The sequence below is a fragment of the Citrobacter arsenatis genome (assembly GCF_004353845.1).
Lineage (GTDB): Bacteria > Pseudomonadota > Gammaproteobacteria > Enterobacterales > Enterobacteriaceae > Citrobacter > Citrobacter arsenatis.
In genome coordinates, this window is sequence record NZ_CP037864.1 from 4,911,513 (window position 1) to 4,923,312 (window position 11,800).

Sequence of the window (11,800 nt, forward strand, 5' to 3'; positions counted from 1 at the left end):
TTTATTTCTCACTATCGACCAGGCCGCGCACAAACGCGCGCTGCATGGCTAACACGATGATTACCGGAGGGATGAGCGTCAGCAGCATAGCTGCCATTACCTGGTTCCACTGCGTGGTGCCTTCGCCGGTGGCAATCATGCCTTTGATACCCGCCACCGCAGTGCCTAAATTGACGTCGGTAATAATTAACAACGGCCACAAATACTGGTTCCAGCCGTAGATAAAGGTAATAACGAACAGCGCCGCCAGATTGGTTTTTGACAGCGGTAGTACGATATCGCGGAAAAAACGCATCGGTGACGCGCCGTCAATACGCGCCGCCTCAACCAGTTCATCCGGCAGGGTCATAAAGAACTGCCGGAACAGGAAGGTCGCAGTCGCCGATGCCATCAACGGCAGCGTCAGACCCGCATAGCTGTCGAGCATTTTCAGGTTGGCGATAACCTCCACCGTCGGGAAAATACGCACCTCAACCGGCAGCATCAGGGTAATAAAAATCATCCAGAAGAACAGGTTGCGCAGCGGAAAGCGAAACCAGACGATGGCGAATGCGGAGAGCATAGAAACGGTGATTTTCCCTAGCGTAATGCTGAACGCCATGATGAAGCTGTTGAGCATCATCAGCCAGAACGGCGCGCTGTTAACGCCTACGCCGTTGACCCAGATGTATTTCATGTTTTCCAACAGTTGCGTGCCGGGAACCAGCGTCATCGGCGTTTCAAACACCGCGTTGTTGTCCAGTGTCGCCGCGACAAACGCGACGTACAGCGGAAACAGGATCACCATGATCCCCATAATCAACATGGCATGGCTGAATATTGTCAGCCCACGACGGTTTTCAATCATTGGTAACGCACCTTACTTTCCACATAGCGGAACTGCACCACCGTCAAAATAATGACCAGGAACATCAGCACCACCGATTGTGCGGCCGAAGCGGAGAGATCCAGCCCAACAAAGCCTTCGCGATAGATCTTATAAATCAACGTCGTGGTCGCCTGTACCGGGCCTCCCGCCGTGGCGGCATCGATCACCGGGAAGGTATCAAAGAAGGCATACACCAGATTCACCACCAGCAGAAAGAAACTGACCGGTGCGATTAGCGGTAGCGCTAATTTAAAGAAGCGGCGAATGGGGCCCGCACCATCAATTGCGGCGGCTTCGATTAGCGACCGCGGAATAGACTGCAGCGCGGCAAAGAAGAACAGGAAGTTGTAACTAATCTGCTTCCAGACCGACGCAAACACCACCAGGAACATCGCCTGGCCGCTGTTTTGCGCATGGTTCCAGTCATAGCCAAACTCACCGAGAAAATGGGTAATCAGCCCACGTCCTGGGTTAAACAGGAAGATCCACAATACGGCAGCAACGGCGGGCGCAACGGCGTAAGGCAACAGCATCAGCGTCTGGTAAAAACGACTGCCGCGCACCACGTAATTCACCAGCGCCGCAAAAAACAACGACACCAGCAGACCGCTTACCGTCACTAACGTACTGAACTTAATGGTGGTCCAGAACGAATCAAGGTAGTACGGGTCATGGAACAGCGCGACAAAGTTTTCCAGTCCGACAAACTGGCTGGAAAGACCAAACGGATCAACGGATTGTAGCGAGTACCACAACGCTTCACCGGCGGGCCAGATAAAGAAAATAATGGTGATAACCAACTGCGGGGCCACCAGCAAATAGGGAAGCCAGCGCGAGCGGAACACCGGACGAGATGAAGACATGTAGGCTCTTTTCCTGGAAGGTGCCGGATGACGGTGCAAGCACCTTATCCGGCCTACAAACTACGGACTTGTAGGCCTGATAAGCGCAGCCGCCACCGGGCATTTCACATTACGATTTGGTCGATTGCTCAAAGCGGCGCAGTAGCTGATTGCCACGCTCAACGGCGGCATCCAACGCCTGCTGCGGGGTTTTCTTCCCGGTCCAAACGCTTTCCAGCTCTTCATCCACGATGGTGCGGATCTGTGGCATGTTGCCCAGACGCAGCCCTTTGGTAAACGGCAACGGCGGCTTGTTCAGCATCTGGCGGGTGGCGATATCAGCCCCAGGGTTCTTCTCATAGAAGCCCTGCTCGCGGGTCAGATCGTAGGCCGCGGTGGTGATGGGCAGATAGCCGGTCTTCTGGTGCCATTCGGCAGCAATTTCAGGCTTCGCCAGGAAGTTGAGGAACTGCGCCACGCCTTCGTAGGTGGCTTTGTCTTTACCCTGCATTACCCACAGGCTGGCCCCGCCGATAATCGCATTCTGCGGCGCACCCTTCACATCGGCATCGTACGGCATCATCCCGACGCCATAGTTGAATTTGGCGTAGTGGCGGATGTCGGCCAGAGAACCTGAAGAAGCGGTGGTAATGGCACAATCCCCGTTGTAGAACTTCTCGGTGGACTCATCTTTACGCCCAAAGTAGCTGAAATCCCCTTTTTTGTTCAGCTCTTCCAGCAGGGCGATATGTTTCACCTGCTCCGGTTTATTAAATTCCAGCACCGCGTCAGTACCGTCAAAACCGTTGTTTTTGGTTGCTACCGGCAGACCGTTCCAGGCGCTGAAGTTTTCAATCTGAATCCAGCCCTGCCAGCCGCTGGCGTAACCGCACTTCATACCTGCGGCTTTCAGCTTCGCAGTGTATTCCGCCAGATCCTGCCAGGTTTTCGGCGGCTGCTCTGGGTCTAAACCGGCTTTTTTGAAGGCATCTTTGTTGTAGTACAGCACCGGAGTGGAGCTGTTAAACGGCTGGGAGAGCAAGTGTCCGCTTTTAGAGTCGGTGTAATAACCGGAAACCGTCGGTACGAACTGGGACTCATCGAAGTTAATGCCAGCCTCTTTGAATACTTCATAGACCGGTTTAATGGCTTTCGAGGCCATCATCGTTGCCGTACCCACTTCATAAACCTGCAGTAACGCAGGCGCGTTTCCGGTACGGAAGGCGGCAATACCTGCGCTCAGGCTCTGCTCGTAGTTGCCTTTGTACTGCGGAACAATTTTGTAGTCGGGATTGGCTGCATTAAAACGTTGCGCCAGTGAATCAACTTCTTTACCCAGTTCGCCTTCCATTGAGTGCCAGAACGGGATAGTGGTAACTGCCAGTGCCTGACCTGCAAATGCCAGGCTAAGTGCCAGTCCTAAAGCTGTATGTCGTAACGATATCATCGGTTATCTCTCTTGTTGTGCCGGATGCGCGATATCACGCGTTTTATGCTCGCGGGGGTAACATGACATGCTCGAATGACAGAAAAATAACTTTTTTATTACAAAAAAAAGATAGTAAGGCGACAAACAGATGGCAAGGCGGTGAAAGCGTAGTGACAGGAAAATGCGGGGTGGTGCACAACAAAGCCGGGTAGCGCTATGTCTTACCCGACCAGGATGATGTTATCTGTTACTGCCAGCAAGGAACATTAATCTTTACGCCAGCGTCGTTCATATTCATTCTGTAAACGCTGCTGCTCTCGTCGCTCACGTTCACGCTGAATATCCGATTTATCATCTTCCCAGCCCGGGCATACTGAGCTGGTAAACACTTCGCAGGGCGAGTCGGATTGCGCTAACGGGTTGTCCGGTTTCTCTTCCCAGATTGAGGGGTCACGCGGGTCAAAAGTTTGCGGTATTGAGGCCAGACTATTTAATGAAAGCGTCAATAACAGACTTCCAATCATCATGCAGGTACCTGAACGTATCATCCTTTCTCCATGTTCATTTTTATTATTGATAACCATTCTCAATAATAACATAGAGCAATAAAAAGGGGCCACATCGGCCCCTTGTCCATTTCGAGAAATATTAACCGCCCAGATACGCGCTGCGCACCGCTTCGTTAGCCAGTAACGCATCACCGGTGTCTTCCAGCACCACATGACCGTTTTCCAACACGTAGCCGCGATCGGCGAGCTTCAGCGCCTGGTTAGCGTTCTGTTCAACGAGGAAGATGGTCATCCCCTGCTCGCGCAGTTGTTCGATGGTGTTAAAAATCTGCTGGATGATAATCGGCGCCAGACCCAGCGACGGTTCATCAAGCAGCAGCAGCCTCGGCTGACTCATCAGCGCACGGCCTATCGCCAGCATCTGCTGTTCACCGCCGGACATCGTTCCCGCACGCTGAATGCGACGCTCATGCAGACGGGGAAACAGGTCATATACCCACTTGATACGTTCCTGAAACTGGTCCTTTTCGGCAAAGAAGCCGCCCATTGCCAGGTTCTCTTCCACCGTCATGCGGGAAAACACGCGACGCCCTTCCGGAACAATCGCCACCGCTTCGCGCATGATTTTCGCCGTCTGCCAGTCGGTAATGTCTTTACCATCAAAGACGATTCGCCCGCTGGTCGCGCGCGGATCGCCGCACAGTGTACCGAGCAGCGTGGTTTTCCCCGCGCCGTTGGCGCCAATCAGTGTAACGATTTCACCCTGGTTGATATACAGGCTGACATCGTGCAGCGCCTGTATCTTGCCGTAGTGGGCGCTGACTTTGTCGAACGATAACATCTCTTTATCCATATTATGCCTCGCCCCCATTATGCTTCACCTAAATAGGCGCGGATAACATCCGGGTTATTACGAATCTGTTCTGGCGTCCCGTTCGCCAGCGGCGTGCCCTGGTTCACCACGTAAATACGGTCGGAAATCCCCATCACCAGCTTCATGTCGTGCTCAATCAGCAAAATGGTGGTGTTGTGATGGTTACGCAGTTCAGCGATCAGCTCGTCCAGCTCTTTGGTCTCTTTCGGGTTGAGGCCTGCGGCGGGTTCGTCGAGCATCAGGATTTCCGGCTGGGTCACCATGCAACGGGCAATTTCCAGACGACGCTGGTCGCCGTAGGCGAGGTTACTGGCCTGACGGTTGGCATGCTCCAGCAAACCAATACGCGCAAGCCAGGTGGCAGCGCGATCCAACGCTTCACTCTGCGCACGACGGAACGACGGCGTTTTTAACAGGCCGGAGAAGACGCCGGTTTTCAATTGCTGATGTTGCGCCACCAGCAGGTTTTCAATCACCGTCATCTCGCGAAACAGGCGCACGTGCTGGAAAGTACGCACCACGCCCATCCGCGCGATTTGCTGACCCGGCAGCCCTTCCAGATGCTGGTCGCGCAGCTTAATCGTGCCGCCGGTCGGCTTATAAAAACCGGTCAGACAGTTAAAGACCGTGGTTTTCCCCGCTCCGTTCGGGCCGATTAACGAGACTATCTCCTGCGGCCGCAGTTCCAGCTCAACGTTGTTTACCGCCAGCAGACCGCCGAAGCGCATCATCAGGCCGTTAACGGATAATAATGGCTGACTCATGCCTGCTCTCCTTTTGCTTCCCCGTTTTTCAGCTTCAACTGTGGACGGGTCATCGGCAACAAGCCCTGCGGACGCCAGATCATCATCAGTACCATTAAACCACCCAGCATTAACATGCTGTATTCATTGAAATCACGCATCAGCTCACGCGACACCACCAGCAGGATAGCCGCGAGGATCACCGAGAATTGCGAACCCATTCCGCCCAGAACCACAATCGCCAGCACGAAGGCAGACTCGGCAAAGGTGAACGATTCCGGGCTGACAAAACCCTGGCGTGCGGCAAACAGCGTACCGGCAAAACCAGCGAACGCGGCGCTGATGGTAAAGGCGGTCAGCTTGATGCGCGTAGGGTTTAAGCCCAGCGAGCGACAGGCAATTTCATCTTCACGCAGCGCTTCCCACGCACGCCCCAACGGCATACGCAGCAGACGGTTGATGACAAACAGCGAGAACACCACCAGCAGCAGCGCCACCAGATAGAGGAAAATAACGCGGTCAGATGGATCGTACTTGACGTTAAAGAAGTTGCTGAAGGTATCCCAGCCGCCTTCACGGGCGGTACGGCTGAATTCCAGACCGAAAAAGGTGGGTTTCGGGATCTGGCTGATACCGTTCGGGCCACCAGTCACTTCTGTGTTGTTGAGCAGCAGGATACGGACGATTTCGCCGAAGCCTAAGGTCACAATCGCCAGATAATCACCGCGCAGGCGCAGTACCGGGAAGCCGAGCAGGAAGCCCGCAGCAGCGGAAACCAGTCCAGCCAGCGGCAGGCAGGTCCAGAAGCCGAGTCCGTAATAATGGTTCAGCAGTGCGAAGGTGTAAGCGCCGATGGCATAGAAACCGCCGTAGCCCAGCACCAGCAGGCCGGAAAGCCCCACCACCACGTTTAAGCCGAGGCCGAGGATGATATAAATCATCGTCAGCGTGGCGATATCCACCGTACCGCGCGACACCATAAACGGCCACGCCACCGCAATCACCAGCAGCGCCACCAGGAACAGCTTCTGTTTAACGGTGGAGCCATCAATCGCCGGCAGAATAAACTTCGGTCCGGAGACGCTCTTCAGGCCTTTCTGGAAGGCTGGACGCAGCAGTTGGAAGAGAAAGACCACGCCAGTGCCGATAAACACCCACTGCCAGCGGATATCCGCGGCGGTATCGACCACCAGCTTAGTACCGTCCAGCTCTAACTGAACGCCCATAAAGACGCCCGCCAGGATGAAGAACATAGCGGCAGAAAGCAGCGCCATTGCAAAATGCATCGGTTTCATACTTTCTCTACCTCCGGGCGACCCAGAATACCGGTCGGCATCACCAGCAGCACCAGAATCAACAGCGCAAATGACACCACGTCTTTGTATTCGGTACTCAAGTAAGCAGAGGAGAGCGCCTCGGCAACGCCCAGAATCAGGCCGCCGATCATCGCGCCAGGAATGCTGCCAATGCCGCCCAGTACCGCCGCGGTAAAGGCTTTCATCCCGGCCATAAAGCCGATGTACGGATTAATTACGCCATAGAATTGACCGAGCAGCACGCCCGCTACCGCCGCCATTGCCGCGCCAATCACAAAGGTCAGCGCAATGACGCGATCGGTGTTGATGCCGAGCAGGCTGGCCATTTTCAGGTCCTCAGCACAGGCGCGACAGGCGCGCCCCATACGGGAGTAACGAATAAACAGCGTCAGCGCAAGCATCGCGAGGAAGGTTACAATCCAGATAACCAACTGCATAGTGGTGATTGACGCAGAGAAGTTGTCGCTACTACCGACGGTCCACTGGCCGTTAAACAGGCTTGGCAGCGCCACGTCGCGCGAACCTTCCGTCAGGCTGACGTAGTTTTGCAGGAAGATGGACATCCCGATAGCGGAAATCAGCGCGATCAGGCGCTTGGAGCTGCGCACGGGCCGATACGCCACGCGTTCAATGCTCCAGCCGTAGGCGCTGGCAATCACAATCGCGCCGACGAAGCCCGCTGCGACCAATAGCCAACTGGAATCAATACCCATCATCATTAGCGCAGCGATGATCATAAAGGAAACATAGCTGCCGATCATATACACCTCGCCGTGGGCGAAGTTGATCATGCCGATAATGCCGTACACCATCGTGTAACCGATGGCGATCAGCGCGTAGGTGCTTCCCAGCGTGACGCCGTTAAACATCTGCTGCAAGAAATAGAGGAACTGCTCGGACATAAGGTAACCTTTCTTAACCCGCCCGTTTTGTACGGGCGGTGGGATAACTCGTCTTCAGCGATTACTTCGCGACGGTCGATGACCCGTCCGCGTGCCACTGGAAGACACCAAACTCAAATCCCTTCAAATCGCCTTTTTCGTCCCATTTCAGCGGCCCAATCACGGTATCAGCCCCGTGTGCTTTCAGATCTTTCACCAGGTCCAACGGCTCTTTGCTACCGCTGCGATCCATTGCTGTCGCCAATGACTGTACGGCCGCATACGTGATCCACACGTACGGTCCGGTTGGGTCTTTCTTGTCAGCTTTGAGCGCATCGACGATAGCTTTATTCGCCGGATCCTGGTCATAGCGTTTTGGCATGGTCACCAGCATGCCTTCAGCGGCATCACCGGCAATGTTAGACAGCGACGCATTGCCAACACCCTCTGGTCCCATAAACTGGGTTTTCAGCCCCACAGAGCGTGCCTGGCGCAGCATTTGCCCCATTTCCGGGTAGTAGCCGCCGTAATAAACAAAGTCGATATTTTCTTTTTTCAGGCGGGCGATCAGCGCAGAAAAATCTTTTTCCCCAGCGGTGATGCCGTCAAAGAAGACGATGTTGCCTTTGCCAGCTTTCAGGCTGTCCTGCACTGAACGCGCCAGACCTTCACCGTATTGCTGTTTATCATGGATGATGGCGATGCGCTGCGGCTTCACCTTCTCCAGAATGTATTTCGCGGCGGTCGGCCCCTGAGAGGAGTCCAGGCCCGCTGTACGCATGATGTGTGCATAACCGCGCTGGGTCAGTTCTGGATTGGTGGCGCCCGGAGAAATCATCAGAATACCTTCGTCTTCATAGATATCTGATGCGGGCTGCGTGGAAGATGAGCACAGATGACCAATAACGTACTGAATGCCGTCATTGACGATTTTGTTCGCTACCGCAACGGCCTGTTTCGGATCGCAGGCGTCGTCATATTCCACAGCGACCAGTTTGTCGCCTTTGACTCCACCTTTGGCATTGATATCTTTTATGGCCTGACGTGCGCCATTAAATTCCATATCACCCCACTGCGCGACCGGACCTGACATCGCGCCGACAACAGCGACCTTGATATCTTCCGCCATGACCGCATGCGACATTGCCAGTGCTATCACCCCTGCGATGATTGTTTTCGCATTCCGTTTCATTTCTGAATCCCCATTCGTGATGACGTATATATTTTGTATTTATGTGGTTAAAAAGCAGACTGTGCTTTTTTTGAACTGCACTATTTTTACCAGTCTCATTAATGGTTTAGCGCAGTTTTTTAAGCAAATTACGGCTAAAAGCTCTATTTTTCAGTCGATTAAGAAAAGATAATATTCTGCTTTTCGCTATAGATAAACAAAAAAAAGTGCGTTTGTCAGCATAAAATAACGGTACAAAGAGCGGAATAAAATGCTGCATTCCAGGGTATTATCCTGCCTGTTTTTCAATCTCTACTGTTTCAAACTGTCATTGTCGTTGTTGCAAAACTATTAACCTGGTTAATCGCATAAAAAAGAGAAAGCATCCGGGCGAATTATTTCGGTACACTGATTCCATCTTTTGTGATTTGGACATGCTGTTAATGAAGCTGACCATCGTTCGTTTAGATAACTTTAGCGCCCAGGACCTGATTGATCTGGGCAAGATCTGGCCGGAATATTCCGCCTCATCATTAAGCGTAGATGAAACGCACCGGATCTACGCCGCGCGCTTTAACGAGCGTCTGTTAGGCGCAGTTCGCGTAACTCTGAGCGGCACACAAGGCGCGCTGGATTCATTGCGCGTGCGCGATATCACCCGCCGTCGCGGCGTCGGTCAGTATTTGATCGAAGAAGTGATCCGGGAAAACCCTGACGTGAGTTCATGGTGGATGGCCGACGTCGGCGTTGAAGACCGCAGCGTGATGGCCGCGTTTATGCAGGCGTTAGGGTTTACGGCCCAGGAGAATGGCTGGGAGAAGCGCTAAAAGAAAGCCGGATGGCGCTCTACGAAGTGCTCGTTGTAGACCTGGTAAGTATGTAGGCCGGGTAAGGCGAAGCCGCCACCCGGCACTCAATTATTTGGCGTCGGTCGCCGTCCCGTTTGCATGCCAGTCAAACACGCCAAACTCGAAGCCTTTCAGATCGCCCTTCGCATCCCATGACAGCGGCCCCATTACGGTTTCCACTGAGTTTGCTTTCAGGTATTTGGCAATTTCAGCCGGATCGTCAGACTGGTTCAGGCCAGCCTGCAAGGATTGCAGCGCGGCATAGGTGGTCCATACGAATGCGCCGCTCGGATCCTGTTTCTTGGCTTTAATCGCATCTACGATGGGTTTGTTCGCCGGAACCTGATCGTAGTTCTTCGGTTTCGTAACCAGTAAACCTTCTGCAGACTCACCCGCGATGTTAGACAGCGATACGTTCGCTACCCCTTCTGGGCCCATAAACTGGGTTTTCAGGCCCGCAGCGCGCGCCTGACGCAGGATCTGCCCCATTTCCGGGTGATAACCACCGTAATAAACGAAATCGATATTCTCTTTCTTCAGACGCGCCACCAGCGTAGAGAAATCTTTTTCGCCAGCGGTGATACCGTCGAAGAACACCACGTCAGCGTTGGCTTTCTTGAGGTTGTCCTGCACGGAACGCGCCAGGCCTTCGCCGTACTGCTGTTTGTCGTGAACGATGGCAATGCGCTTAGGTTTCACTTTATCGACAATGTATTTCGCCGCAGTTGGGCCCTGATCGGAATCCAGACCGGTGGTACGCAACACCAGGTTATAGCCGCGCGCGGTCAGTTCTGGCGCCGTTGCCGCTGGGGTGATCATCAGAATACCTTCGTCTTCATAGATATCTGACGCAGGCTGAGTGGAAGACGAGCACAGGTGACCAATAACATATTTAATCCCGTCGTTGACCACTTTGTTAGCTACCGCTACCGCTTGTTTCGGGTCACAGGCATCGTCATATTTCACCATGACCAGTTTGTCACCTTTCACGCCGCCCTTGGCGTTGATATCTGCAATCGCCTGCTCTGCACCGGTAAATTCCTGGTCGCCATACTGTGCTACCGGACCGGACATCGCGCCAACGACGGCAACTTTAATATCCTTAGCAAAGGCCATATTGCTCAAAGACAGGGCGATACATCCTGCCAATAACGCTTTACCCTTCATATTCATCCTGACAATCCCCATTATTGTGGTTATTACGTGTGTTGTGATGTTGTTGTTCAGCACTTTATTTCGATTATTGGATAGCTACCCGTGCTTTAGCAGCATACTCTGCTAAAACATACCCGATTTTTATTATTTTGGAATAGCTAAATTTGACATGCAGATAACAACTTGATGACAAAAAGCATAAACGTCAGGAGGGAGAGGGAGTAATAAAAACAAAAAACCCCGGATTTTCATCCAGGGTTTATCAGCATTTCCAGGTCGGCTGGAAGATTACGCTTCGATCGCCGCGCGCAGTTTTTTCATGGCGTTCTTTTCAAGCTGACGAACACGTTCAGCGGAAACGCCGTAGCGATCGGCCAGTTCCTGCAACGTCGACTTGTTGTCTTCGTCCAGCCAACGAGCACGGATGATGTCCTGGCTACGCTCGTCCAGACCTTCCATTGCGTGGGTCAGTTTGTTCGCGGCCTGATCTTCCCAGTTATCTTCTTCAATGCCGTCGGCAAAGTTAGAAGATTTATCCTGCAGATACAGCACCGGTGCCATCGGCTGGCTGTCAGACTCGTCGTCTGAAGACATGTCAAACGTCATGTCCTGCGCCGCCATACGGGATTCCATCTCGCGCACGTCTTTGCTGGAAACACCCAGCTCGCGAGCAACCATTTCAACTTCGTCCTGGTTAAACCAGCCCAGACGCTGCTTGGTTTTACGCAGGTTAAAGAACAGCTTACGCTGTGCTTTGGTAGTCGCGACTTTAACGATACGCCAGTTACGCAGAACGTATTCGTGGATCTCAGCTTTGATCCAGTGCACGGCGAAGGAAACCAGGCGCACACCCACTTCCGGGTTGAAACGGCGCACGGCTTTCATCAGGCCGATATTACCTTCCTGAATCAGATCCGCCTGCGGCAGGCCATAGCCCGCGTAGTTACGAGCAACATGAACAACAAAGCGCAGGTGAGACAGGATCAGCGTTTTAGCTGCTTCCAGATCGCCCTGGTAATGCAGCTTTTCAGCCAATGCCCGCTCCTCGTCAGCCGACAACATCGGCCACGCGTTCGCAGCCCGGATGTAAGATTCCAGGTTACCAACAGGGGCTAAAGCTAAATTTTGCATTTCTTTGGTCATTCAAATCCTCTCAATCTTTTC

12 protein-coding genes are annotated in these 11,800 nt (G+C 53.2%); 1 reads left to right on the forward strand and 11 read right to left on the reverse strand.

The features are described from left to right. Position 1: 1 nt before the first annotated feature. The 9 genes from ugpE to livK all read right to left on the reverse strand — a co-directional run bounded on the left by ugpE (position 2) and on the right by livK (position 8,654). Positions 2-847: a sn-glycerol-3-phosphate ABC transporter permease UgpE gene (ugpE, locus tag E1B03_RS24710; protein WP_103769555.1), complete on the reverse strand. Its 846-nt coding sequence runs from the start codon at positions 845-847 to the stop codon at positions 2-4. Further along, positions 844-1,731, reverse strand: coding sequence for a sn-glycerol-3-phosphate ABC transporter permease UgpA (gene ugpA / locus E1B03_RS24715; protein ID WP_133087083.1), 888 nt, complete (start codon positions 1,729-1,731; stop codon positions 844-846). Before ugpA ends, ugpE begins: the two co-directional genes overlap by 4 nt. 109 nt (positions 1,732-1,840) lie before the next feature. Further along, complete coding sequence (gene ugpB / locus E1B03_RS24720) at positions 1,841-3,157, reverse strand: sn-glycerol-3-phosphate ABC transporter substrate-binding protein UgpB (RefSeq protein ID WP_003827583.1); 1,317 nt, start codon at positions 3,155-3,157, stop codon at positions 1,841-1,843. 248 nt (positions 3,158-3,405) lie between these two features. After that, the gene (locus tag E1B03_RS24725; protein WP_103769554.1) at positions 3,406-3,687 is read right to left on the reverse strand and encodes a hypothetical protein; all 282 of its coding nucleotides are present in this window, start codon (positions 3,685-3,687) and stop codon (positions 3,406-3,408) included. Positions 3,688-3,787: 100 nt separating this feature from the next. Continuing rightward, a complete protein-coding gene (gene livF / locus E1B03_RS24730; RefSeq protein WP_103769553.1) occupies positions 3,788-4,501 on the reverse strand; it encodes a high-affinity branched-chain amino acid ABC transporter ATP-binding protein LivF in 714 nt (237 codons plus the stop codon). Positions 4,502-4,518: 17 nt separating this feature from the next. Beyond that, positions 4,519-5,286 (reverse strand): high-affinity branched-chain amino acid ABC transporter ATP-binding protein LivG, encoded by a 768-nt coding sequence (livG, locus tag E1B03_RS24735; protein WP_003827578.1) that lies wholly within the window; start codon positions 5,284-5,286, stop codon positions 4,519-4,521. Then, positions 5,283-6,560: a branched chain amino acid ABC transporter permease LivM gene (gene livM, locus E1B03_RS24740; protein WP_133087084.1), complete on the reverse strand. Its 1,278-nt coding sequence runs from the start codon at positions 6,558-6,560 to the stop codon at positions 5,283-5,285. The genes livG and livM overlap by 4 nt, the downstream gene beginning before the upstream one ends. Beyond that, positions 6,557-7,483 (reverse strand): high-affinity branched-chain amino acid ABC transporter permease LivH, encoded by a 927-nt coding sequence (gene livH / locus E1B03_RS24745; RefSeq protein WP_003827575.1) that lies wholly within the window; start codon positions 7,481-7,483, stop codon positions 6,557-6,559. The genes livM and livH overlap by 4 nt, the downstream gene beginning before the upstream one ends. Positions 7,484-7,544: 61 nt before the next feature. Then, positions 7,545-8,654: a high-affinity branched-chain amino acid ABC transporter substrate-binding protein LivK gene (gene livK / locus E1B03_RS24750; protein WP_043018611.1), complete on the reverse strand. Its 1,110-nt coding sequence runs from the start codon at positions 8,652-8,654 to the stop codon at positions 7,545-7,547. A 422-nt stretch (positions 8,655-9,076) separates the two neighbouring features. Here livK and panM point away from each other — a divergent pair, with 422 nt between their 5' ends. Continuing rightward, on the forward strand, positions 9,077-9,460 hold the full coding sequence (gene panM / locus E1B03_RS24755) for an aspartate 1-decarboxylase autocleavage activator PanM (RefSeq protein ID WP_133087265.1): 384 nt from the start codon (positions 9,077-9,079) through the stop codon (positions 9,458-9,460). A gap of 90 nt (positions 9,461-9,550) precedes the next feature. Here panM and livJ read toward each other — a convergent pair whose 3' ends face one another. Both livJ and rpoH read right to left on the reverse strand, forming a co-directional pair. Next, complete coding sequence (gene livJ, locus E1B03_RS24760; protein WP_140389828.1) at positions 9,551-10,654, reverse strand: branched chain amino acid ABC transporter substrate-binding protein LivJ; 1,104 nt, start codon at positions 10,652-10,654, stop codon at positions 9,551-9,553. A gap of 270 nt (positions 10,655-10,924) precedes the next feature. Beyond that, the gene (gene rpoH / locus E1B03_RS24765; protein ID WP_003023425.1) at positions 10,925-11,779 is read right to left on the reverse strand and encodes an RNA polymerase sigma factor RpoH; all 855 of its coding nucleotides are present in this window, start codon (positions 11,777-11,779) and stop codon (positions 10,925-10,927) included. Between the last annotated feature and the right edge of the window lie 21 nt (positions 11,780-11,800).

Excerpts from the sequence above, each read along its gene's own strand:
- rpoH (WP_003023425.1), bottom strand. The coding sequence starts at position 11,779 with ATGACCAAAGAAATGCAAAATTTAGCTTTAGCCCCTGTTGGTAACCTG.
- livG (WP_003827578.1), bottom strand. The coding sequence starts at position 5,286 with ATGAGTCAGCCATTATTATCCGTTAACGGCCTGATGATGCGCTTCGGC.
- panM (WP_133087265.1), top strand. The coding sequence starts at position 9,077 with ATGAAGCTGACCATCGTTCGTTTAGATAACTTTAGCGCCCAGGACCTG.
- livM (WP_133087084.1), bottom strand. The coding sequence starts at position 6,560 with ATGAAACCGATGCATTTTGCAATGGCGCTGCTTTCTGCCGCTATGTTC.
- livK (WP_043018611.1), bottom strand. The coding sequence starts at position 8,654 with ATGAAACGGAATGCGAAAACAATCATCGCAGGGGTGATAGCACTGGCA.
- ugpE (WP_103769555.1), bottom strand. The coding sequence starts at position 847 with ATGATTGAAAACCGTCGTGGGCTGACAATATTCAGCCATGCCATGTTG.
- E1B03_RS24725 (WP_103769554.1), bottom strand. The coding sequence starts at position 3,687 with ATGATACGTTCAGGTACCTGCATGATGATTGGAAGTCTGTTATTGACG.
- ugpB (WP_003827583.1), bottom strand. The coding sequence starts at position 3,157 with ATGATATCGTTACGACATACAGCTTTAGGACTGGCACTTAGCCTGGCA.
- ugpA (WP_133087083.1), bottom strand. The coding sequence starts at position 1,731 with ATGTCTTCATCTCGTCCGGTGTTCCGCTCGCGCTGGCTTCCCTATTTG.
- livH (WP_003827575.1), bottom strand. The coding sequence starts at position 7,483 with ATGTCCGAGCAGTTCCTCTATTTCTTGCAGCAGATGTTTAACGGCGTC.
- livF (WP_103769553.1), bottom strand. The coding sequence starts at position 4,501 with ATGGATAAAGAGATGTTATCGTTCGACAAAGTCAGCGCCCACTACGGC.
- livJ (WP_140389828.1), bottom strand. The coding sequence starts at position 10,654 with ATGAATATGAAGGGTAAAGCGTTATTGGCAGGATGTATCGCCCTGTCT.